Raw genomic sequence first — 21,196 nt, forward strand, 5'->3', positions numbered from 1 at the left:
CGGGTATTGATTTAGGTCTGCAATCTTGAGGAGGACTTATGCCAAAGAAAAAAGCACTCTATGAAGAGCTAGTGGAAGATGTCATCGAAATACTTAAGCATAGCCCTGAAGAGATCAACAATAAGCTTGAAACGTCAGGCAAGCTTGCAAAAGCGGCGAATGATATGACGAAAGATGAGTTGTCTTTGATCTCGGCTTACGTTAAATCGGATCTGAAAGAGTTCTCTGAAAGCTATGAGGAGAGCAAAAATGGACCGTTTTACTTGATGATTGCAGATTCCATCTGGCATGGCTTGCTGGAAATCACTGACCGCACCAAGGTCGAGTGGGTAGAGCTGTTCCAAGATCTGGAGCATCAAGGGCTCTATCAAGCAGGAGAAGTGATCGGTTTAGGTCGTCTGATTTGCGATGATTGTGGTCACCAAACGGAGTATAACCACCCAACCACCATCATTCCGTGCATCAAATGTGGCGGTAAAGGGTTTAGCCGAAAAGCGCTCAAGCCATAAAAGCTCGTAGACAGTAAATGCACTTAAACCATAGTGCTCTCTCCGACATCAACAAAAAAGGGTTGACCTATCAGGCCAACCCTAAAACGCTTTATCTCGAATCTCGACCCTAGCTTTTCTCTCTCAAACGCCAGCCAATGACTAAGCTCAATAGCACCCATACGTAGAGTGGCCACGTGCCAACAACGCGGTAAGGTGTTTGACCATCGGTAGAGATGAGCTCAGCCTTTAACACCGCTGTCTCGAACTGCGATACTTGCTCAACGATTTTGCCTTTGTGGTCAGTTACCGCGGTCACACCGTTATTGGTAGAGCGAATAACTGGCTTACCAAGCTCTAGAGCACGCATTTGCGCGATCTCCATGTGTTGCAGTGGGCCAATTGAGCGACCAAACCACGCGTCGTTGGAGAGCGTTAAAATGAAGTCAGTCTCTTCGGTCACGTTCTGACGAACTTGATCATTAAAGATGATTTCGTAACACAGCGCTGGCGCGAGGTGACGACCATTTGCCACGATGTTTGGCTGGATGAAATCACCGCGACTAAACGACGACATTGGCAAGTTGAAGAACGGTGCCAGTGGGCGCAAGATATCTTCAAACGGCACAAACTCACCAAATGGTAGTAGGTGGTGTTTGTGGTAGCGCTCACTTGGGTCGTAGCTGTACTCGCCGTATGGGTTTACCCCAAGCGAGAGAATGCTGTTGTAGTACTTCTTCTCTTCAGACTGATTAAGCACACCAGTGATGATTGAGCTGTTATTCATCTTGGCTGCGCTATCAAGGTTGCGCAGAAATGATGGAATTTCAACTTCAAAGGCTGGAATGGCGGCCTCTGGCCAGATGATGATGTCTGCGCCCCAGTTATCGCGGCTCATGTCGGTGTATTTCATCATAGTAGGCCAACGTTGGCTTGGTAACCATTTGGAGTCTTGGTCGACGTTGCCTTGAATGAGTACAACCGACGTGGTTTTGTCTGGATTCGGTGTCACCCAGTCGATGTTACGAATACCAAAGCCGGTACTCAATAAAACCACTGGAATCAACCCGACACTCCACGCTCTATTAATCGCAGTGTAAGCCAGTGCGCTCGCGGAAACGATAACGGCTAAGGTAATCAGTTCCACACCACCAATCGGTGCAAATGATCCAAGAGGAGACTCTATCTGGCTGTAGCCAAGCCATAGCCACGGGAAACCTGTCATAACCCAGCCGCGTAGCCAGTCTGTCACTAACCATAAGGCTGGTGCTGCAAGGAAAAAGCGAGTGAGGTTATTGTTCGGGAAGAAGCGGTTGAGCGCCCATGCGAACAGACCCGTATAAACGGCGAGATATCCAATAAGCAAACCCATTAGGAATAGGTTTGCGGCCAATGGCATGCCGCCGAAGCCGTCAATACTGACGTAAACCCAGCTGATCCCGGTAGCAAATTGACCAAAACCCCAGGCGTAGCCTGTCCACAGTGCACTTTGGGTACTTTGTTTGTGCAATAGGATTAACAGGATAGCTGGGCTAAGAATAGCGATAGGCCAGAAAGAGTAGGGAGCAAATGCAAGGGTTGTGATAGCGCCAACAAAAACGGCCGCAAGCGGCCGTAGTAGGCGATGAATAAATGGTTTAGTCATCTAAATTATGTCATCTCTTCAGAGAGAAGTTGTTATTCTTCGATAGTTGGAAGAGGTTGCTCGTCTGGGATAGTCACCTGTAATTGAATCACACGGCGGTTGTCTGCAGAGGTCACTTTGAAATGGTAGTTTTCAATTTCTACGATTTCGCCGCGGGTCGGCAAATGCCCAAAGGCTGTCATTACCATACCACCAACAGTATCCACTTCATCGTCACTAAAGCTGGTTCCAAATGTGTCATTGAACTCTTCAATAGTGGTTAAAGCTTTTACTGAGAAGGTATGCTTGCTCAGCTTACGAATGTCTAACTCTTCTTCATCGTCGAACTCGTCTTCAATTTCACCAACGATTTCTTCGAGGATATCTTCAATGGTTACAAGACCAGATACACCGCCAAACTCATCGACAACGATAGACATGTGGTAACGCTCTTCACGGAACTCCTTGAGTAGGCGGTCAACGCGCTTACTTTCAGGAACAACAACCGCAGGACGAATCACTTGCTCAATGTCGAATGGGGCGCTGTCTGAGCCCAAATACTTAAGTAGGTCCTTCGCTAAAAGAATGCCCTCTACATGGTCTTTATCTTCACTGATCACTGGGTAGCGAGAGTGTTGAGCATCAGTAATGAGCGCAATCAATGTATCTAAGTCATCGGTGCGTTCAACTGTGACCATTTGAGAACGCGGTAGCATGATGTCACGCACGCGCATCTCAGAGATTTCCATTACACCCTCAAGCATGTCGCGAGTGTCGTGGTCAATTAGGTCATTAATTTCAGAGTCGCGAATCACATCGACGAGCTCTTGGCGGTCTTTTACCTCGCCTTGAAATAGTTGGCCTAGGCGTTCAAAGAAGGACTTTCTACTCGGACCTTCAGATTTTTTACTTCCCTCAGAAGTGGGGGGGTTACCTTCGTTCATGATTTCTCAAAAAATAACGCTATCAGAAGTGTGATAGCACACATAACAACTCAGATACCTATTGTGTTTCCAGGTTCGTGGAGTTGTTGTTTCTCTGCAACCTATTTTCCTAGAAGCGGTTTACTTTTCTAGGATGTAAGGGTCTTCGTAACCCATAGCTTGCATGATTTCTGTCTCGAGTGACTCCATCTCTTCAGCTTCATCATCTTCGATATGATCATAACCTAGCAGATGCAGACTGCCATGTACAACCATATGAGCCCAGTGTGCTAACAGAGGCTTGTTTTGCTCTTCTGCTTCTTTTTCTACCACTTGGCGGCAAATGATGAGATCACCTAAAAGGTCAAGCTCAATGCCCGGAGGCGCCTCGAACGGGAAAGACAACACATTGGTTGGCTTGTCTTTTCCGCGATACTCATGATTCAGCTGGTGGCTCTCTTCCGTATCAACGATACGAATAGTCAGCTCCGCATTCTCTTGGAATTGAGGAATGGTTTTGTCCAACCACTGCTGAATATCTTGCTCAGTCGGTAAGCCTTGTTCATCTTCGACTGCTAATTGCAGGTCTAGTTCAATAGACATCTATTTATCACCTTGTTCTGAAACGACAGAGCTATTTTGTGTTGCTAATTGTTTCTCAGCTGGCTGTTGAGCTTCGAGTAGTTTGGCCTCACGCTCTTCACGCTTACGACGTTCAAACTCTTTGCGCTCTTTTTGGTCTTTCGCTTCCCATTTCTCATACGCATTAACGATACGAGCAACAACTGGGTGACGAACCACGTCTTCAGACATGAAGAAGTTAAAGCTGATGTCATCGACTTCACTTAGTACTTCTGTTGCATGGCGTAGGCCAGATTTCGCGCCGCGAGGTAAATCGATTTGGGTGATATCACCGGTGATGACCGCGCGCGAGTTGAAGCCAATACGAGTGAGGAACATCTTCATCTGTTCAACAGTGGTGTTCTGGCTCTCATCAAGAATGATAAACGCGTCATTAAGTGTACGGCCACGCATGTACGCAAGCGGCGCAACTTCAATCACGTTGCGTTCAATTAGCTTTTCAACACGCTCAAAGCCCAGCATCTCAAACAGCGCATCATAAAGAGGGCGCAAGTAAGGGTCGACTTTCTGACTTAAGTCACCAGGAAGGAAACCAAGCTTTTCACCGGCTTCAACCGCTGGACGCGTTAGTAGAATACGACGAATTTCTTGACGTTCCAGTGCGTCTACTGCCGCTGCCACTGCTAGGTAAGTTTTACCAGTACCAGCAGGACCAATACCAAAGCTAATGTCATGAGTAACCATGTTCATTAGGTACTGTGCTTGGTTTGGTGTGCGCGGCTTTATTACGCCTTTCTTAGTCTTGATGAACGCTTCTTTGCCGTGCTCAATACTTGACTCAGTCGTTTGTTCTAGAACACCAGACTCTTTGATAGCTAAGTGGATTTGCTCAGGTTCGATGTCTGGGATATTACCTTTCACCGGAGCAGACTCAACATAAAGGCGTTTAACGATTTCAAGCGCTGCTGCAGCCGTGTGAGGCTTGCCTACGATAGTGAAAAAGTTGCTGCGGTAGTTGATCTCGACACCTAAACGGCGCTCAAGGTGTTTGATATTGTCATCGAATGGGCCACATAGGCTTGCAAGGCGACGGTTATCTGCAGGTTCTAGATTGATCTCTAGGGTAACGATTTTATTGCTCAAATTAGCCTCTCATTTTGTGCCACCACTCTTTTCAATAATAAAAGAGCAAGAAGCCCGATTGAGACCGGGCTTCTAATGGCGATTTCCCTATTTCTAAGATGGTCACTTAGTTAGGTAATTTCAAGCTTTGCTGCTCAGCTTTGTGCTGAACTTAGATGTTTCGCTTATGGCGTAAATGTTGCTACACCTAGCTCATCTTCGTGTTTTGTTTTCGCCATCATCTGAGTTGGAGAGATGATAGTACGTAGGTCCATGTCTTTTTCTGTACGAACCAGTTCGCCACGTAGAGAGTTAGCAAATACGTCTGTGATCTTCACATCAACGAATTGACCGATAAGGTCTGCACTGCCTTCGAAGTTAACAACACGGTTGTTCTCGGTACGTGCACGAAGCTCCATTAGGTTCTTCTTAGACGGACCTTCAACAAGAACGCGTTGCTCTGTATCAAGCATTAGGCGTGAGTAACGCATAGCTTGAGAATTCACAACTTGTTGCAGTTCGTATAGACGCTCTTTCTTCTCTTGTTCTGGCACATCACAAGGGTAATCGGCCGCTGGCGTACCTGGACGAGGAGAGAAGATGAAGCTGAAGCTCATATCGAAATCAACGTCTTTGATTAGCTTCATTGTCGCTTCATGATCCATTGCGGTTTCACCAGGGAAACCAACGATGAAGTCAGAACTGATTTGAATATCAGGACGCGCTTTACGTAGCTTACGAATGATCGACTTGTATTCAATCGCTGTGTGAGGACGCTTCATCATCGTTAGGATGCGGTCACTACCACTTTGTACAGGTAGGTGCAGGAAGCTTACAAGTTCAGGTGTATCTTCGTATACAGCGATGATGTCGTCAGTAAACTCAAGTGGGTGGCTTGTTGTGAAACGAATACGGTCGATACCATCAATTGATGCAACAAGACGAAGCAGTTCAGCGAATGAACAGATGTCACCTTCGTGCGTTGGACCACGGTAAGCGTTAACGTTTTGGCCTAGTAGGTTTACTTCACGTACCCCTTGCTCTGCAAGTTGTGCGATTTCGAATAGTACGTCATCCATTGGACGGCTTACTTCTTCACCACGAGTGTAAGGTACAACACAGTAAGTACAGTACTTAGAACAGCCTTCCATGATAGAAACGAATGCTGTTGCACCTTCAGCGCGAGGCTCAGGTAGACGGTCAAACTTCTCAATCTCAGGGAAAGAGATGTCCATTACTGGTGCTTCATCGCTTAGAGATTGTTTGATCATCTCTGGTAGACGGTGCAGTGTTTGTGGGCCAAAGATAACATCTACGTATGGCGCACGTTCACGGATGTGATCACCTTCTTGAGTCGCTACACAGCCACCCACACCGATCACAACACCGTCTTTTTTGTCTTTCAGTGTTTTCCAACGACCAAGCTGGTGGAATACTTTCTCTTGCGCTTTTTCGCGGATAGAACAGGTATTCAGTAGTAGTACATCTGCTTCCTCAGGTACTTCTGTTAGCTCATAGCCATTTGCGGCATTTAGCAGGTCAGCCATTTTTGATGAATCGTATTCATTCATCTGGCAGCCCCAAGTTTTAATTAGCAGTTTCTTACTCATGTTTTGTTCGCTCGATCGTTAGTTTAATTTAAGGGAGCAAATCGCCCAGTGTTAATCCGCGGTTACGGTCTCTATTATAGCTTCTAAATATGGCTAAAATAGCGCTACCCTAACAGCAAGCGGCGTATTGTACTGGTTTCAAAACCGACTGACTAGTGGTCTAGCAAAATCTCTTATGTAGTGGTTTTTATTCTCGTTAAGATTGTTGGTTATTTCTAGAAACACTATACGCAGCAAGGGATTGTCCATTTTGAGATTAAGGTTTTTGGTTACAATTAAGTTGTGAAAACGTACAATCAAAAACAGTCATTGAATCAAACTGATAAGTACAAAATATGAACAGTTACGATATTGTGGTAGTCGGCGGTGGTATGGTTGGTGCAGCAACCGCTATCGGATTTGCGCAGCAAGGCATGCGTGTCGCAGTGATCGAGGGGTTTGCTCCGCAAGCTTTCGAAAAATCACAGCCTATGGATATTCGTGTCTCTGCGATCTCTCAAGCCTCTGTGGATCTGTTGGATTCGCTGGGTGCATGGGATGCGATCGAGAATATGCGAGTTTGCACGTACAAGCGCTTGGAAACTTGGGAACACCCAGAGTGTCGCACGCGATTTGATGCTGCATCTTTAGAATTACCTCGACTGGGCTATATCGTAGAAAACCGCCTTATCCAACTTGGGTTATGGGCACAGTTTGAATGCTATGACAATCTTGAATTGCTTTGCCCTGAGAAGCTAGACACCATTGAGTTCGGTGAAACGAACACAGTTGTGTTGCAGTCTGGCTTGCGCTTATCAACTAAATGGGTGGTTGGTGCAGACGGTGCGAATTCGGCTGTTCGCCAGCAAGCTGGAATAGGTATCACGGCTTGGGATTATCGTCAGCACTGCATGCTGATCAATGTTGAGACAGAACTTCCTCAGCAAGACATTACTTGGCAACAGTTTCTACCAAGTGGTCCTCGTTCATTTTTACCTCTAGCGTCGCTTACAGAAGAGGGCAAGGAAGTGGGGCAAGGCTCTCTGGTATGGTACGACAAACCATCACGCATTAAGCAGTTGTCTGCTATGAGTCCTGAGAAACTGCGTGCTGAAGTGTTAAGTCATTTTCCTGCGGAGTTGGGGGATATTAAGGTGCTTCAATCGGGTTCTTTCCCACTGACTCGCCGACATGCACAAAGCTACGCTCAAAATAACTGTATCTTGGTCGGAGATTCAGCACACACCATCAACCCTCTGGCTGGGCAAGGTGTGAATCTCGGTTTTAAAGACGTGTCCGCTCTAATCAACTTGACCAAAGAGCAGGGTGAATTAACGGATGCTGTCGCAAGAAGCTACGAGGTAGAAAGAAGAGGGGATAACCTCATCATGCAGAGCGGCATGGACTTCTTCTACAAAACGTTCAGCAACGACCTTGGCCCACTTAAGTTTGTTCGTAATGCAGCATTAAAGCTAGCAGAGAACTCTGGACCAATTAAAAACCAAGTATTGAAGTATGCTTTGGGGCTGTAGTTTAAAGTCTCGTAGAGCTGAAAAGTAGAGGAGAGCCACAGTGCTCTCCTTTTTTATGCACGTAACTTTATAGTTGTTCTGTAACACAAACGGGTGAGCCTACTTCTAACGAGTGTCCACTGTAGGTTAAAGACCCATCTAGCGGGTTGCGCTTAAAAGAGGTGATATTATTGGAGTGCTGGTTTGCAGTGATTAGCCACTCTCCATCATTGGTGATATGAAAATCACGAGGGAAACTCCCTTGTGTCTCATAACTATCAATAAAAGCTGGCTTGTAAGTTATAGGATCGAGTTTGAAGTGACTGATCTTTGATTGATGTCGGCAAGAGACATAAAGATATTCCTCATCTGGCGATAGCTTGATCGCCGCTGCAGCTTCTCCTTTTTCTGCATTAGGAAGCGCATCGATCTCCTCAACAATATGCCAACGTCCAACTGTCTTCTCTAACATTAGAATCGTTTCAGATAGCTCACAGACAACATAGGCTTTGTCTTCAGCCTTATTGAAAACCATATGACGAGGTCCATTGCCCGCAGGAACTTCAATAGACTGCATTGGTTCTTCTAGAAAGTCTTCTTGTTCTTCATCGAAGCAGTAGAAGTTAATGCGATCGGCGCCAAGATCAACGGTAACAAATTGTGGTGAGTGCGTTAAAAATAGGCACTGGTGAGCGTGTGGTCCAGTTTGTCTATCCTGATTAGGGCCTGAGCCTGACATTTTAAGGGTTTTGACTTTTCTATCGATATTCCCATTGATGTTCAAACTGAAGATATCGAATGTGCCTGAAGAGTACTGGGAGGTGATGGCAAACTTATGGCTAGGATCTATCGAAATGTGACAAGGGTGATCGCCAGAGATTGAGGCTGAATTAGATGGAACGTTTGAACCTGTCTCTGAGATGTGAAACAACTGGGGTTGTGACTGTTGATCGACTTCAGATACGGTATAGATGCCCAGCTTTGTAGAGACAACAAAAGAGGGATTCGTGCACTTTTTGATGAGCTGTGGAGAGTGCAGCTTGCCTGTTTCCAGATCTAACTGAATTTGATAAACACCTTGGCTTCCATTTGGATCTTCTGTGTAGCAACCGATGGTTAAAGGGAGAGTTCTCATAGCACTGTCATATCCGAGTAAAAGTGGAGCTGACATTGTCTTATAAAAAGATGACTAAGTGCTGAATCTGGGGGAAATACTTGGTGATACGGATAGCAGATTTGTACATTTTAGATAAAAGAAAACCCAGCTAAAAAGCTGGGTCTCTAATGATGGTGCGGAAGGAGAGACTTGAACTCTCACACCTTGCGGCGCCAGAACCTAAATCTGGTGCGTCTACCAATTCCGCCACTTCCGCATCAATTCTTTTAGCCATACTGATGATTGGTAAAATCAGTATCACGTTGTATTTGATTGTTTTACGTGTCAATCACACACTCTTCGTTTCCTAAGAAGAATAATGGTGCGGTCGGAGAGACTTGAACTCTCACACCTCTCGGCGCCAGAACCTAAATCTGGTGCGTCTACCAATTCCGCCACGACCGCAGCAAATCTTTATAGTCAAACTGAATATTGGTGATTCAATAAGACGTTTTAAATAGTGGCTGGGCTACCTGGATTCGAACCAGGGAATGCCGGCATCAAAAGCCGGTGCCTTACCGCTTGGCGATAGCCCAACTGTGATATCTATTAAGACATCTAAATAATGGTGCGGAAGGAGAGACTTGAACTCTCACACCTTGCGGCGCCAGAACCTAAATCTGGTGCGTCTACCAATTCCGCCACTTCCGCATCGCTAATTTATTCTCTCAGCAAAGAGTGTAGTCATACCGATAATTGGTAAAATCAGTATCACGTTGTATTTTTCATTCTAATGAAAGAATGGTGGCTACTGCGGGATTTGAACCTGCGACCCCATCATTATGAGTGATGTGCTCTAACCAACTGAGCTAAGTAGCCAACTTGTTTCTCTTTCGAGATCTCTTTGTTTCCAAAGAAGAATAATGGTGCGGTCGGAGAGACTTGAACTCTCACACCTCTCGGCGCCAGAACCTAAATCTGGTGCGTCTACCAATTCCGCCACGACCGCAGCAAATCTTTATAGTCAAACTGAATATTGGTGATTCAACAAGACGTTTTAAATAGTGGCTGGGCTACCTGGATTCGAACCAGGGAATGCCGGCATCAAAAGCCGGTGCCTTACCGCTTGGCGATAGCCCAACTGTGATATCCATTAAGATATCTAAATAATGGTGCGGAAGGAGAGACTTGAACTCTCACACCTTGCGGCGCCAGAACCTAAATCTGGTGCGTCTACCAATTCCGCCACTTCCGCATCGCTAATTTATTCTCTCAGCAAAGAGTGTAGTCATACCGATAATTGGTAAAATCAGTATCACGTTGTATTTTTCATTCTAATGAAAGAATGGTGGCTACTGCGGGATTTGAACCTGCGACCCCATCATTATGAGTGATGTGCTCTAACCAACTGAGCTAAGTAGCCAACTTGTTTCTCTTTCGAGATCTCTTTGTTTCCAAAGAAGAATAATGGTGCGGTCGGAGAGACTTGAACTCTCACACCTCTCGGCGCCAGAACCTAAATCTGGTGCGTCTACCAATTCCGCCACGACCGCAGCAAATCTTTATAGTCAAACTGAATATTGGTGATTCAACAAGACGTTTTAAATAGTGGCTGGGCTACCTGGATTCGAACCAGGGAATGCCGGCATCAAAAGCCGGTGCCTTACCGCTTGGCGATAGCCCAACTGTGATATCCATTAAGATATCTAAATAATGGTGCGGAAGGAGAGACTTGAACTCTCACACCTTGCGGCGCCAGAACCTAAATCTGGTGCGTCTACCAATTCCGCCACTTCCGCATCAATTCTTTGGTCATATTGATGATTGGTATAATCAATATAACGTTGTTCTCTTTGCTATTAGCAAGGAGTTTTAAATAGTGGCTGGGCTACCTGGATTCGAACCAGGGAATGCCGGCATCAAAAGCCGGTGCCTTACCGCTTGGCGATAGCCCAACTGTGACATCAATTAAGATATCTAAATAATGGTGCGGTCGGAGAGACTTGAACTCTCACACCTTGCGGCGCCAGAACCTAAATCTGGTGCGTCTACCAATTCCGCCACGACCGCAGCAAATCTATATAGTCATACTGAGTATTGGTGATTCAATATAACGTTGTTCTCTTTGCTATTAGCAAGGAGTTTTAAATAGTGGCTGGGCTACCTGGATTCGAACCAGGGAATGCCGGCATCAAAAGCCGGTGCCTTACCGCTTGGCGATAGCCCAACAGTGATATCCATTAAGATATCTAAATAATGGTGCGGTCGGAGAGACTTGAACTCTCACACCTCTCGGCGCCAGAACCTAAATCTGGTGCGTCTACCAATTCCGCCACGACCGCAGCAAATTTTTATAGTCATACTGAATATTGGTGATTCAATATAACGTTGTCTTTTCTTTCTTGAAGAAAGAGTGGTGGCTACTGCGGGATTTGAACCTGCGACCCCATCATTATGAGTGATGTGCTCTAACCAACTGAGCTAAGTAGCCATCTGAGAGCGAGACAATATAAACTAAACTCGCTTTCAATGCTATTACCTTTTAAAAGATAATTACACTTAATTTGTGGCTGGGCTACCTGGATTCGAACCAGGGAATGCCGGCATCAAAAGCCGGTGCCTTACCGCTTGGCGATAGCCCAACAATTGATATCAAAAGATATCTTAAATATGGTGCGGAAGGAGAGACTTGAACTCTCACACCTTGCGGCGCCAGAACCTAAATCTGGTGCGTCTACCAATTCCGCCACTTCCGCATATTTCCTAAAAACTCTAACTCATTAAAGAGAAAAGTATTTAGGAAATGGTGGCTACTGCGGGATTTGAACCTGCGACCCCATCATTATGAGTGATGTGCTCTAACCAACTGAGCTAAGTAGCCATTTCCAAATTGTTATTCCGTTTTGAAGCGTTGCTGCTTCGTTGGGAACGGGGCGCATTATGCGTAGTTGAGTGAAACCCGTCAACTTTTTTTTTAAATAAATCACGAATAAATGCCTGTTCGATTTCTTTTTAGACAAAGAGGCGTATTTGTGATCAAAAAATGGGGTTAAAACCCGATGTTTTGGTGAAGTTAATTTTTATATGGATAGAACTCATTGAATTGAGAAAACAAAAAAGGCCAGTGAGAACACTGGCCTTTGGCAATAAGTTGCTAATAAAACTTATACGTTGAAGCGGAAGTGAACAACATCGCCGTCTTTAACGATGTAGTCTTTACCTTCTAGACGCCATTTACCTGCATCTTTTGCACCGCTCTCACCGTTAAATTCGATGAAGTGGTCGTAACCAACAACTTCTGCACGGATGAAGCCTTTTTCGAAGTCAGTGTGGATCTTACCTGCAGCTTGTGGCGCAGTTGCACCAACAGGGATAGTCCAAGCACGTACTTCTTTAACACCAGCAGTGAAGTAAGTTTGCAGAGTAAGTAGTTCGTAACCAGAACGGATCACACGGTTTAGACCTGGTTCTTCGATACCCATGTCTGCTAGAAACTCTTCGCGATCTTCGTCTTCAAGTTCAGATAGCTCAGATTCGATAGCGGCACATACAGCAACAACGACATTGTTCTCTTTTTCTGCGTATTCACGAACGGCATCTAGGTACGGGTTATCTTCGAAACCGTCTTCGTTTACGTTCGCAATGTACATTGTTGGTTTAAGTGTCAGGAAGTTTAGGTAGCCAATTGCTGCCGCTTCTTCTTTTGAAAGCTCAACTGTACGCGCCATACCACCTTCAGTCAGAACTGGTAGTAGCTTTTCTAGAACAGTGATTTCGAACTTAGCATCCTTGTCACCGCCTTTTGCTTTTTTAGTGTTACGTTGAATTGCACGCTCACAGCTGTCTAAGTCAGCCAGTGCAAGTTCAAGGTTGATCACTTCGATGTCATCGATTGGTGATACTTTGCCAGAAACGTGAACGATGTTTTCGTTTTCAAAACAGCGAACTACGTGACCAATTGCGTCAGTTTCACGGATGTTTGCTAGGAACTTGTTACCCAGACCTTCACCTTTAGAAGCGCCAGCAACTAGGCCCGCGATATCAACGAATTCCATCGTTGTAGGAAGGATCTTCTGCGGATTAACAATTTTCGCTAATGCATCTAGACGTAGGTCAGGTACTGGAACGATACCTGTGTTTGGTTCGATGGTACAAAACGGGAAGTTTGCTGCCTCGATACCTGCTTTAGTTAGTGCATTAAACAGAGTTGACTTACCAACGTTTGGTAGACCAACGATGCCACATTTAAAACCCATGATATAAACCTTATTCTGCTTTGAACGTATGTAAGCGATTTTGTGCTTTTGATAGGCCATCTTTCAATAAGATGTCTAGGCTGCGTACTGACTCGTCAACAACGGCATCAATACACTCTTGCTCTTTTTGCGGAGCTTTGCCTAATACATAACCTGCAACTTTATCTTTGTGTCCCGGATGGCCTATGCCTAAACGAAGACGGTAGAATTCTTTATTGTTACCCTGCTTGCTGATGATGTCTTTGAGTCCATTGTGACCGCCGTGACCGCCACCCTTTTTGAACTTACCAATACCAGGTGGAAGATCGAGTTCATCATGTGCAACCATGATCTCTTCTGGCTTTATTTGATAGAACTTCGCCATTGCCGCAACGGCCTTGCCGGATAAGTTCATGTAAGTTGTTGGGATCAACAAGCGAAGATCTTCACCGTGAACCATAATGCGCCCAGTCAAACCAAAGAACTTTGCTTCATTCTTTAGCGTAACGTTGTGCACGCGTGCTAATTCTTCAACTACCCATGCGCCCGCATTGTGGCGAGTTTTGGCGTATTCTGGACCTGGATTTGCCAGTCCAACGAGAAGTTTTATTTGTTGGCTCAAGGTATGGATCTCTCTCGGGATTTCAAAAAGCGCCGTATGATATCACAATTTATGAAAAAGGTGCGAGCAGTGGGCAACTTGTCTCTGCTCGTGAACCTCAGTTATGACACTAACCTTAGCGCAATATAGGACAGGTATAAAAAAAGCACTTCAATTGAAGTGCTTTTTAAACGCATAACTCTATGGGTAGAGTAGTGAGTCTTAGTTAAACATCGCAGAGATTGACTCTTCGTTGCTGATACGACGAATCGCTTCAGCAAGCATGCGAGATAGGCTAAGAGTTGTTACTTTACCTGTCGCTGCCATCTCAGGAGATAGTGAGATAGAGTCAGTAACGATAACTTGGTCTAGAACAGAGTTCTTGATGTTGTCTGCTGCACCACCAGAGAATACAGCGTGAGTTGCGTAAGCGAATACACGCTTAGCACCGCGCTCTTTTAGCGCTTCAGCTGCTTTACATAGTGTGCCACCTGTGTCGATCATGTCATCAACGATAACACAGTCACGACCTTCAACATCACCGATTAGGTTCATCACTTCAGAAACGTTAGCACGTGGACGACGCTTATCAACGATAGCGATATCAACGTCACCTAGAGCTTTAGCGGTTGCACGAGCACGTACAACACCACCTAGGTCAGGAGAAACCACTACTGGGTTCTCTAGGCCACGGTTAGCCATATCTTCTAGAAGAACTGGAGTACCGAAGATGTTATCAACGGGTACATCGAAGAAGCCTTGGATTTGTTCAGCGTGTAGGTCGATAGTAAGAACGCGGTCAACACCAACGTTAGAAAGGAAGTCTGCAACAACTTTTGCAGTAATTGGCACACGAGCAGAACGTACGCGACGATCTTGACGGGCATAACCGAAGTAAGGGATTACAGCAGTAATACGGCCAGCAGAAGCACGGCGCATTGCGTCAATCATTACCACCAATTCCATTAGGTTGTCATTGGTTGGTGCACAAGTAGATTGAATTAGGAATACATCACTACCACGAACGTTCTCGTTGATTTGTACAGCGACTTCGCCGTCAGAAAAACGGTCTACAGTAGCATCGCCAAGAGAGATGTATAGACGGTCAGCAATACGTTGGGCTAGTTCAGGTGTTGCGTTACCAGCAAATAGCTTCATATCAGGCACGGTGGAAACCTCAGGGTTGCGTCCAGTTTTAATTAGATTGTGGGTGGGCTGATTGGTATTCAGCCAGCGCCTCTTTTAAAGGTGAAAAATTTCGACCTTTAGCAATAAATGCAGAAGCGTTGTCAGACAGTTTTTCCAGTACAGATTCTGCTTCGTTTTTGCTCGAAAATTCAGCAAAAACGCAAGAACCTGTGCCAGTCAATCTCGACGGCGCATATTGTAGCAGCCATGAAAGTTGCTTATCAACCTCTGGGTACAGCATTCGTACAATTTTTTCGCAATCGTTTACGTATTCTTGCTCTAGAAGCGTTGCTAGCTCTCGCTTCGGCGTGTTTCTAGTTAAATCTGGGTGAGTGAATATGTCTACAGTTGCAATGCTTACCTGAGGTTTAACCACCAAATACCATTTCTCTTCTGGATTTGCTGGATGCAACTGCTCACCCACACCCTCAGCAAAAGCCGAGAAGCCACGAACGAATACAGGGACGTCCGCCCCCAGTTTTAAACCTATCTCTGCTAATTGATCATCAGAAAGGCCGAGTTGCCATAAATAGTTTAATGCGACTAACACGGTTGCTGCATTTGATGAACCACCGCCAATACCCCCACCCATCGGCAAAACTTTCTTGAGTTCAATATCAGCGCCGAAGTCTGTATTGGTGTACTGTTGAAGGGCAGTTGCGGCTTTCCAGATTAGGTTATCTTCTGTAGCAACACCTGGGATTTGAGGCGAAATCGTAATGTGGCTTGAGCGTTGGTGTGCTGTGATGCTGAGTTCGTCACCGAAGTCGACAAACTGAAACAGAGTTTGCAATTCGTGATAGCCGTTATCACGACGACCGTTAATGTAGAGAAAAAGGTTCAGTTTAGCCGGTGACGGCCAATGAGTTTGCGTCGAAATCATTTATCGAGTGTCCATTTAGAGACCACAATGTTGATCTTATTTTCATCTTGTTTAAAGGAGAGTCGTGTTGGAAGAGGCAATACCTTTTCAACGGTATCATTTTGACTATCGAAATTTTGGCTCAGTGTGACATCGCGATAGCGGTCAAAGTTAAGTTGCCAAGCTTTGCCATCGATCTGCTTAGAAAGCGCTTCTACGGTATTGTTGGCGTTCAATAAGTAGGTGTCTGCTTGAGCGGGATTACCGAGTAGCCATTGTGGTAGATGATCAACGGGGATCGTCAGCCCAGTTAGTTGTTTAACCAGTTTAGATGCACTTCTATGGGTAAATACTTGATCATCATAAGTCACGACTTTAGCGCCGTACTCGTTGATTGTCAGGTTAAGTGCGGTTTGACCTAGGAATGTAGTCAGTCGCAATTGACTGAAGTTTGGTGAGTGTTTCCACAAAAAGTTGAGGCTTTGGCGCTCTTCAGGAGAGATGTAGGCCAACTTACCTGTAGCTTGATAATATTGGATCTCTTGCAGTTGTCGCTGATGTGCTTGCCATTCCACGCTGGTCGGCTGTTCTGGTGCAGAAACACAACCTGTTACGACTAGACAGAAAAAAATCAAAGAGGCAATTATACGAAATCTATCCATGTTTGCTCACAACTTGTTCAATAACATCGAAAAAACGCTTCAACTATAGCATTGAATTCACGAACTCAGGAAAACAAATACTGCTTACCCTTTAAATAGAGCCATGCATCAAGTAAAATTCGGCATCCTGTTTTTAAACCCTGATCGAGAACTTCTGATACATGTCTTTGCTTGCCGTAGGTATCAATCACAATACAGCGTCGGTTGAATTGCGAGAAAAAGTAGCGTTTGGTCCAGATAAATTATCTGATGCACTAAGGCAACTTAACGCAAATGCACACGTGAATGGAAGTGTCATACTCTCCACTTGTAACCGAACAGAAGTGTACTGTGACGTTAAAAGTGCGGCTAAGAATAAGCTGATTGAATGGTTATCAGTATTTCATGACGTTAGCCCAGAAGAGCTGAAACCCAGCCTATATATTCATGAAGAGCAAGCGGCAATTAAACACCTAATGCGTGTTGCTTGTGGCTTAGACTCTTTAGTATTGGGTGAGCCTCAAATTCTCGGACAGGTAAAACAAGCGTATTCTGATTCGCGTGAGCAGAAAGCCGTCGATGCATCGATGGAGAAGCTATTCCAAAAGTCATTCTCTGTTGCTAAGCGTGTACGTACTGAAACTGAAATTGGCGGTAGTGCCGTTTCTGTTGCTTACGCAGCTTGTACATTGGCGAAACACATCTTTGAGTCGATTGAAGATTCGACGGTGTTGCTAGTAGGTGCCGGTGAGACCATCGAGTTGGTAGCAAAACACCTCTCTGCCAATGGCTGTACTAAAATGATTGTGGCTAACCGAACGCGTGAGCGTGCTTTAGGTTTAGCCGAAGAGTTTGGTGCTGAGGTGATCAGCTTGAATGAGATCCCAGATCATCTCAATAAGGCGGATATTGTGATCAGCTCAACAGCGAGCCCTCTGCCGATTATCGGTAAAGGTATGGTTGAGACCGCACTTAAACAGAGAAAGCATCAACCCATGCTGCTGGTTGATATCGCGGTGCCTCGTGATGTCGAAGCGGAAGTGGGCGATCTTAACGATGCCTACCTATACACAGTGGATGACTTACAATCGATTGTGGATGGCAACATCGAGCAGCGCAAGGTTGAAGCGATTCAAGCTGAAGCGATTGTCAGTGAAGAGAGCGCCGCCTTTATGAGTTGGATGCGCTCCCTGCAAGCGGTGGATAGCATTCGTGAGTACCGAAAGTCAGCGAATGAAATCAGAGAAGAATTATTAAGCAAGAGTTTACAGTCACTGGCTGCGGGCGGTGATCCTGAGAAAGTCTTGCTTGAGCTGAGTAATAAGCTCACAAACAAATTGATCCATGCTCCAACACGCGCACTACAAAGTGCTGCTGAGCAAGGAGAACCTGCGAAATTAACGGTCATTAGACAGAGTTTGGGCTTAGAAGACCCTCAATAAATTTAGACCTCCAAAAAGATAAGACGAATATGAAAGCCTCGATTCTAGTAAAGCTTGAAACACTTGTTGAACGCTACGAAGAAGTTCAACACCTGCTTGGTGATCCAGATGTGATCGGTGATCAAAACAAATTCCGCGCACTATCGAAAGAGTACTCTCAGTTAGAAGAAGTGACCAAGTGCTTCCAAGCGTACCAGCAAGCGCAAGACGATCTAGAAGCTGCCGAAGATATGGCGCAAGAAGACGACGAAGAGATGCGTGAAATGGCGCAAGAAGAGATTAAAGAAGCGAAAGAGGCGATCGCGCGCCTGACTGATGAACTTCAAATCCTACTGCTGCCAAAAGATCCAAACGATGAGCGTAACTGTTTCCTAGAGATCCGCGCCGGTGCTGGTGGTGACGAAGCGGGTATCTTCGCAGGTAACCTGTTCCGTATGTACTCTAAATTTGCTGAGAAGAAAGGCTGGCGCGTTGAAGTAATGAGCAGCAATGATTCAGAGCAGGGCGGTTACAAAGAGATGATCGCTAAAATAAGCGGCGAAGGCGTTTATGGCGTGATGAAGTTTGAGTCTGGCGGTCACCGTGTTCAGCGTGTGCCAGAGACAGAATCTCAAGGTCGTGTTCATACTTCAGCATGTACCGTTGCTGTTATGCCTGAAATCCCAGAAGCGGATCTTCCAGAAATTAAAGCGGCAGACCTGAAAATTGATACCTTCCGTGCATCAGGCGCGGGTGGTCAACACGTTAACACCACGGACTCTGCAATCCGTATTACTCACTTGCCAACAGGTACAGTGGTAGAGTGTCAGGACGAGCGTTCTCAGCACAAAAACAAAGCGAAAGCGATGGCAGTTCTTGCTGCCCGTATTGTACAAGCTGAAGAAGAGCGTCGTGCTGCTGAAGTATCAGACACCCGTCGTAACCTACTAGGCTCGGGTGACCGTAGTGACCGTATCCGTACTTACAACTACCCACAAGGTCGTGTTTCTGATCACCGTATCAACCTAACACTTTACCGTCTGAACGAAGTGCTAGAAGGCGACCTACAAAGTCTAGTTGATCCAGTACTGCAAGAGCACCAAGCCGACCAACTTGCTGCGCTAGCTGAGAACAACTAAACCCTATGCAATCTGCCTATACGGTTGAAAGTGCATTAAAAGCAGCAATCGTACAGCTTCAAGAGGGCGAGAATAGTTCGCCCTCTATTGATGCCGCTGTGCTGCTTTGCCACACGCTTGATAAACCTCGTTCCTACCTTCTTACCTGGCCAGAAAAACATCTGACTCTCGAACAAGAACAGCACTTCAACGAACTGCTAACACGCAGGCTCACCGGAGAACCGGTCGCGTATATTGTCGGTGAGCGAGAGTTTTGGTCATTACCGCTGAAAGTTTCTCCTTCAACCTTGATTCCTCGACCTGACACTGAGCGTTTGGTTGAAGTCGCGTTGGATAAAACATTTGGTAAGACAGGTGACATCCTCGATTTAGGGACAGGGACAGGGGCGATTGCGTTGGCACTCGCATCTGAGATGCCTAACCGCAATGTGACTGGGATTGACCTGCGTCCTGAAGCGCAACAACTCGCTAGCGAGAATGCGGAGCGTCTTAACATCACCAACACCACTTTTTTAAATGGTAGTTGGTTTGAACCGTTATCTGAAAACAGTCGCTTTTCATTGATTGTATCGAATCCACCTTACATTGAGAAAGATGATCCACATCTATCTCAAGGGGATGTGCGCTTCGAACCTATTACAGCGTTGGTTGCGGAAGAGAAAGGTTTAGCAGACATCAAACATATTGCCGACCATGCTCGCCACTATCTAGAAGCCGATGGTTGGTTGGCATTTGAGCACGGTTACGATCAAGGAGATGCGGTTCGCGAGATCATGCAGGCCTTGGGTTATTTAGACGTCATGACAGAAAAAGACTATGGCGGCAATGATAGAGTCACTTTGGGACGCTATCTACCTTAGTATCGGTGTTAGATAAAACGCCAATAAAAGAAATTAAAGGGATATCATGTACGAAGGTTTAAAACATTTTCACTTATTGACGGTTGGGCTTAGTGCTCTACTACTGTCAGTTCGCTACGCGCTTATGATGGCAAATTCTCCAATGCTTAAGCACCCATTCCTGCAACGCTTCCCACATATCAACGACTCACTACTGCTGTTGTCTGGTATTGGTCTGATCTTTATTACTGGTTTTATTCCATTTACCCCAGCAGCGCCTTGGCTAACAGAGAAACTGACTTGTGTTATGGCATACATCGCACTGGGCTTCTTTGCGCTTAAGTTCGGTAAAAACAAGTTGCTTAGAACCTTTTCGTTTTTCGGCGCATTAGGCTGGTTGGCGATGGCAGGTAAGATTGCTGTGACTAAAGTGCCAACATTCTTCGGCTAATTATTTTCCTGTTTAGGTTAGTTATCTGCCTGTTTAGGTTAGTTATCTTAGTATTTCGGTTAATTATCTATGTACGAATTTTTTGACGAAGACTTTGACCAGCTAGAGCTGGTGGAAGGTGCTTTGATCTTAAATAAAGCGGTAAACCCTGAGACTCAAGACAAGTGGGCAGAGCTAGAACTGGCTCGACTGCTAAGCGATGCTGAGCAAGCATTGGTGCATGAGACAGATGAACAGCAAAAGTTTGAATCTTTTATCCGTCTGTTCTTTTATGAGTGGGGCTTTGCTGGAGATAAAGAGGCGTATTTCTCTTCAGATAATGCGTTTATTGATAAAGTTCTAGAGCGCAAAAAGGGTGTACCGGTGAGCTTAGGTGCCATCTTCTTATATTTAGGACGTAAGTTGGGTTTCCCTGTTGATGGTGTCTCTTTCCCAACGCAATTCCTACTCAAGGTTACTTGGTGCGATCAAGCTCCTGTCTACATCAACCCTTACAATGGCGAGTATGTTGGGCAACAAACCCTGCGCGCTTGGTTGATTGGTCATGATGGCCCACTTGCTCAAGTGAAAAGCGAACATCTTGAAGTTGCTGATCACCCAACTATTATCGGTAAGTGGTTAGCACTTTTGAAAAGCGCGTTGCTGCGAGAAGAGCGCTATACTCTTGCACTAAAGTGTACTGATTTGGCGTTAACTTTTGTGCCAGATGATCCGTATGAAATTCGCGATCGTGGTTTTATCTATCAGCAACTGGATTGTCACCAAATCGCTGCGACTGATTATCAGTATTTTATTGACCAATGCCCAGATGACCCAGCGTCTGAGTTACTTAAATCTCAAGTGAACGCGATGAACGAAAAAGTCGTTGTGGTTCACTAATTAAT

General features: G+C 45.5%; 18 protein-coding genes and 20 tRNA genes. 7 read left to right on the plus strand and 31 right to left on the minus strand.

From position 1 onward, the window contains the following. Window positions 1-38 precede the first annotated feature (38 nt). Entirely contained in the window at window positions 39-509 is a 471-nt protein-coding gene (locus AC6I7V_RS03380) for a zinc ribbon-containing protein (protein ID WP_255231267.1), read from the plus strand. Window positions 510-618: 109 nt separating this feature from the next. Here AC6I7V_RS03380 and lnt read toward each other — a convergent pair whose 3' ends face one another. From lnt to miaB, 5 genes are all read right to left on the minus strand, one after another. Further along, a complete protein-coding gene (gene lnt / locus AC6I7V_RS03385; RefSeq protein WP_498011336.1) occupies window positions 619-2,133 on the minus strand; it encodes an apolipoprotein N-acyltransferase in 1,515 nt (504 codons plus the stop codon). 32 nt (window positions 2,134-2,165) lie between these two features. Beyond that, window positions 2,166-3,056 (minus strand): CNNM family magnesium/cobalt transport protein CorC, encoded by an 891-nt coding sequence (gene corC, locus AC6I7V_RS03390; RefSeq protein ID WP_032551450.1) that lies wholly within the window; start codon window positions 3,054-3,056, stop codon window positions 2,166-2,168. 120 nt (window positions 3,057-3,176) lie between these two features. Continuing rightward, window positions 3,177-3,638 (minus strand): rRNA maturation RNase YbeY, encoded by a 462-nt coding sequence (gene ybeY / locus AC6I7V_RS03395; RefSeq protein WP_032551451.1) that lies wholly within the window; start codon window positions 3,636-3,638, stop codon window positions 3,177-3,179. Then, window positions 3,639-4,760: a PhoH family protein gene (locus AC6I7V_RS03400; protein ID WP_498011337.1), complete on the minus strand. Its 1,122-nt coding sequence runs from the start codon at window positions 4,758-4,760 to the stop codon at window positions 3,639-3,641. A 164-nt stretch (window positions 4,761-4,924) separates the two neighbouring features. Continuing rightward, window positions 4,925-6,349, minus strand: coding sequence for a tRNA (N6-isopentenyl adenosine(37)-C2)-methylthiotransferase MiaB (gene miaB, locus AC6I7V_RS03405; RefSeq protein ID WP_239842448.1), 1,425 nt, complete (start codon window positions 6,347-6,349; stop codon window positions 4,925-4,927). Window positions 6,350-6,684: 335 nt separating this feature from the next. Between miaB and AC6I7V_RS03410 the strand changes: the two genes are divergently transcribed. After that, window positions 6,685-7,860, plus strand: a complete 1,176-nt coding sequence (locus AC6I7V_RS03410; RefSeq protein WP_498011338.1) for a 2-octaprenyl-3-methyl-6-methoxy-1,4-benzoquinol hydroxylase — start codon at window positions 6,685-6,687, stop codon at window positions 7,858-7,860. 67 nt (window positions 7,861-7,927) lie between these two features. On the opposite strand, the gene AC6I7V_RS03415 is transcribed toward AC6I7V_RS03410, so the two are convergent. From AC6I7V_RS03415 to lolB, 26 genes are all read right to left on the minus strand, one after another. Next, the gene (locus AC6I7V_RS03415) at window positions 7,928-8,974 is read right to left on the minus strand and encodes a lactonase family protein (protein WP_498011339.1); all 1,047 of its coding nucleotides are present in this window, start codon (window positions 8,972-8,974) and stop codon (window positions 7,928-7,930) included. A 153-nt stretch (window positions 8,975-9,127) separates the two neighbouring features. Further along, window positions 9,128-9,212: transfer RNA gene (locus tag AC6I7V_RS03420), tRNA-Leu, on the minus strand. A gap of 103 nt (window positions 9,213-9,315) precedes the next feature. Next, window positions 9,316-9,400: transfer RNA gene (locus AC6I7V_RS03425), tRNA-Leu, on the minus strand. 56 nt (window positions 9,401-9,456) lie between these two features. Next, window positions 9,457-9,531, minus strand: a tRNA-Gln gene (locus AC6I7V_RS03430). A 30-nt stretch (window positions 9,532-9,561) separates the two neighbouring features. Further along, window positions 9,562-9,646: transfer RNA gene (locus AC6I7V_RS03435), tRNA-Leu, on the minus strand. Between the two features lie 91 nt (window positions 9,647-9,737). Then, window positions 9,738-9,814 (minus strand) — tRNA-Met (locus tag AC6I7V_RS03440). A gap of 45 nt (window positions 9,815-9,859) precedes the next feature. Then, window positions 9,860-9,944 (minus strand) — tRNA-Leu (locus AC6I7V_RS03445). Window positions 9,945-10,000: 56 nt separating this feature from the next. Beyond that, window positions 10,001-10,075: transfer RNA gene (locus AC6I7V_RS03450), tRNA-Gln, on the minus strand. 30 nt (window positions 10,076-10,105) lie between these two features. Next, a tRNA-Leu gene (locus AC6I7V_RS03455) sits at window positions 10,106-10,190 on the minus strand. A 91-nt stretch (window positions 10,191-10,281) separates the two neighbouring features. Beyond that, window positions 10,282-10,358, minus strand: a tRNA-Met gene (locus AC6I7V_RS03460). Window positions 10,359-10,403: 45 nt separating this feature from the next. Beyond that, a tRNA-Leu gene (locus tag AC6I7V_RS03465) sits at window positions 10,404-10,488 on the minus strand. Between the two features lie 56 nt (window positions 10,489-10,544). Further along, window positions 10,545-10,619, minus strand: a tRNA-Gln gene (locus tag AC6I7V_RS03470). A gap of 30 nt (window positions 10,620-10,649) precedes the next feature. Next, window positions 10,650-10,734 (minus strand) — tRNA-Leu (locus AC6I7V_RS03475). Between the two features lie 81 nt (window positions 10,735-10,815). After that, window positions 10,816-10,890: transfer RNA gene (locus AC6I7V_RS03480), tRNA-Gln, on the minus strand. 30 nt (window positions 10,891-10,920) lie between these two features. Beyond that, window positions 10,921-11,005, minus strand: a tRNA-Leu gene (locus AC6I7V_RS03485). An 82-nt stretch (window positions 11,006-11,087) separates the two neighbouring features. Next, window positions 11,088-11,162 (minus strand) — tRNA-Gln (locus AC6I7V_RS03490). A 30-nt stretch (window positions 11,163-11,192) separates the two neighbouring features. Further along, a tRNA-Leu gene (locus AC6I7V_RS03495) sits at window positions 11,193-11,277 on the minus strand. Window positions 11,278-11,349: 72 nt separating this feature from the next. After that, window positions 11,350-11,426: transfer RNA gene (locus AC6I7V_RS03500), tRNA-Met, on the minus strand. A gap of 76 nt (window positions 11,427-11,502) precedes the next feature. Continuing rightward, a tRNA-Gln gene (locus tag AC6I7V_RS03505) sits at window positions 11,503-11,577 on the minus strand. A 29-nt stretch (window positions 11,578-11,606) separates the two neighbouring features. Beyond that, window positions 11,607-11,691 (minus strand) — tRNA-Leu (locus AC6I7V_RS03510). Window positions 11,692-11,739: 48 nt separating this feature from the next. Beyond that, window positions 11,740-11,816: transfer RNA gene (locus AC6I7V_RS03515), tRNA-Met, on the minus strand. Between the two features lie 283 nt (window positions 11,817-12,099). Next, a complete protein-coding gene (ychF, locus tag AC6I7V_RS03520; protein ID WP_255231260.1) occupies window positions 12,100-13,191 on the minus strand; it encodes a redox-regulated ATPase YchF in 1,092 nt (363 codons plus the stop codon). A gap of 10 nt (window positions 13,192-13,201) precedes the next feature. After that, entirely contained in the window at window positions 13,202-13,792 is a 591-nt protein-coding gene (gene pth, locus AC6I7V_RS03525; protein WP_239843020.1) for an aminoacyl-tRNA hydrolase, read from the minus strand. Window positions 13,793-13,993: 201 nt separating this feature from the next. Beyond that, on the minus strand, window positions 13,994-14,938 hold the full coding sequence (locus AC6I7V_RS03530; protein WP_032550066.1) for a ribose-phosphate pyrophosphokinase: 945 nt from the start codon (window positions 14,936-14,938) through the stop codon (window positions 13,994-13,996). A 28-nt stretch (window positions 14,939-14,966) separates the two neighbouring features. After that, window positions 14,967-15,842, minus strand: a complete 876-nt coding sequence (gene ispE, locus AC6I7V_RS03535; protein ID WP_498011340.1) for a 4-(cytidine 5'-diphospho)-2-C-methyl-D-erythritol kinase — start codon at window positions 15,840-15,842, stop codon at window positions 14,967-14,969. Further along, window positions 15,839-16,483 carry a lipoprotein insertase outer membrane protein LolB gene (lolB, locus tag AC6I7V_RS03540; protein ID WP_498011341.1) on the minus strand — a complete coding sequence of 215 codons (645 nt, stop codon included), beginning with the start codon at window positions 16,481-16,483 and terminating at the stop codon, window positions 15,839-15,841. The genes ispE and lolB overlap by 4 nt, the downstream gene beginning before the upstream one ends. 161 nt (window positions 16,484-16,644) lie before the next feature. Between lolB and hemA the strand changes: the two genes are divergently transcribed. The 5 genes from hemA (at window position 16,645) to AC6I7V_RS03565 (ending at window position 21,191) form a co-directional block, all read left to right on the plus strand. Continuing rightward, the gene (gene hemA / locus AC6I7V_RS03545) at window positions 16,645-17,904 is read left to right on the plus strand and encodes a glutamyl-tRNA reductase (protein ID WP_032550069.1); all 1,260 of its coding nucleotides are present in this window, start codon (window positions 16,645-16,647) and stop codon (window positions 17,902-17,904) included. Between the two features lie 29 nt (window positions 17,905-17,933). Then, window positions 17,934-19,022, plus strand: coding sequence for a peptide chain release factor 1 (gene prfA / locus AC6I7V_RS03550; RefSeq protein WP_255231257.1), 1,089 nt, complete (start codon window positions 17,934-17,936; stop codon window positions 19,020-19,022). 5 nt (window positions 19,023-19,027) lie between these two features. Beyond that, on the plus strand, window positions 19,028-19,882 hold the full coding sequence (gene prmC / locus AC6I7V_RS03555; protein WP_255231256.1) for a peptide chain release factor N(5)-glutamine methyltransferase: 855 nt from the start codon (window positions 19,028-19,030) through the stop codon (window positions 19,880-19,882). A gap of 46 nt (window positions 19,883-19,928) precedes the next feature. Continuing rightward, window positions 19,929-20,312: a SirB2 family protein gene (locus AC6I7V_RS03560; protein WP_032550072.1), complete on the plus strand. Its 384-nt coding sequence runs from the start codon at window positions 19,929-19,931 to the stop codon at window positions 20,310-20,312. A 69-nt stretch (window positions 20,313-20,381) separates the two neighbouring features. After that, window positions 20,382-21,191 (plus strand): SirB1 family protein, encoded by an 810-nt coding sequence (locus AC6I7V_RS03565; RefSeq protein WP_498011342.1) that lies wholly within the window; start codon window positions 20,382-20,384, stop codon window positions 21,189-21,191. Window positions 21,192-21,196 lie beyond the last annotated feature (5 nt).

The sequence above is a fragment of the Vibrio sp. KUL70 genome, from assembly GCF_059725515.1.

Coding starts and splice junctions, on each gene's coding strand:
- AC6I7V_RS03380 (WP_255231267.1), top strand. CDS start 39: ATGCCAAAGAAAAAAGCACTCTATGAAGAGCTAGTGGAAGATGTCATC.
- lnt (WP_498011336.1), bottom strand. CDS start 2,133: ATGACTAAACCATTTATTCATCGCCTACTACGGCCGCTTGCGGCCGTT.
- corC (WP_032551450.1), bottom strand. CDS start 3,056: ATGAACGAAGGTAACCCCCCCACTTCTGAGGGAAGTAAAAAATCTGAA.
- ybeY (WP_032551451.1), bottom strand. CDS start 3,638: ATGTCTATTGAACTAGACCTGCAATTAGCAGTCGAAGATGAACAAGGC.
- miaB (WP_239842448.1), bottom strand. CDS start 6,349: ATGAGTAAGAAACTGCTAATTAAAACTTGGGGCTGCCAGATGAATGAA.
- AC6I7V_RS03410 (WP_498011338.1), top strand. CDS start 6,685: ATGAACAGTTACGATATTGTGGTAGTCGGCGGTGGTATGGTTGGTGCA.
- AC6I7V_RS03415 (WP_498011339.1), bottom strand. CDS start 8,974: ATGAGAACTCTCCCTTTAACCATCGGTTGCTACACAGAAGATCCAAAT.
- ychF (WP_255231260.1), bottom strand. CDS start 13,191: ATGGGTTTTAAATGTGGCATCGTTGGTCTACCAAACGTTGGTAAGTCA.
- ispE (WP_498011340.1), bottom strand. CDS start 15,842: ATGATTTCGACGCAAACTCATTGGCCGTCACCGGCTAAACTGAACCTT.
- lolB (WP_498011341.1), bottom strand. CDS start 16,483: ATGGATAGATTTCGTATAATTGCCTCTTTGATTTTTTTCTGTCTAGTC.
- hemA (WP_032550069.1), top strand. CDS start 16,645: ATGTCTTTGCTTGCCGTAGGTATCAATCACAATACAGCGTCGGTTGAA.
- prfA (WP_255231257.1), top strand. CDS start 17,934: ATGAAAGCCTCGATTCTAGTAAAGCTTGAAACACTTGTTGAACGCTAC.
- prmC (WP_255231256.1), top strand. CDS start 19,028: ATGCAATCTGCCTATACGGTTGAAAGTGCATTAAAAGCAGCAATCGTA.
- AC6I7V_RS03560 (WP_032550072.1), top strand. CDS start 19,929: ATGTACGAAGGTTTAAAACATTTTCACTTATTGACGGTTGGGCTTAGT.
- AC6I7V_RS03565 (WP_498011342.1), top strand. CDS start 20,382: ATGTACGAATTTTTTGACGAAGACTTTGACCAGCTAGAGCTGGTGGAA.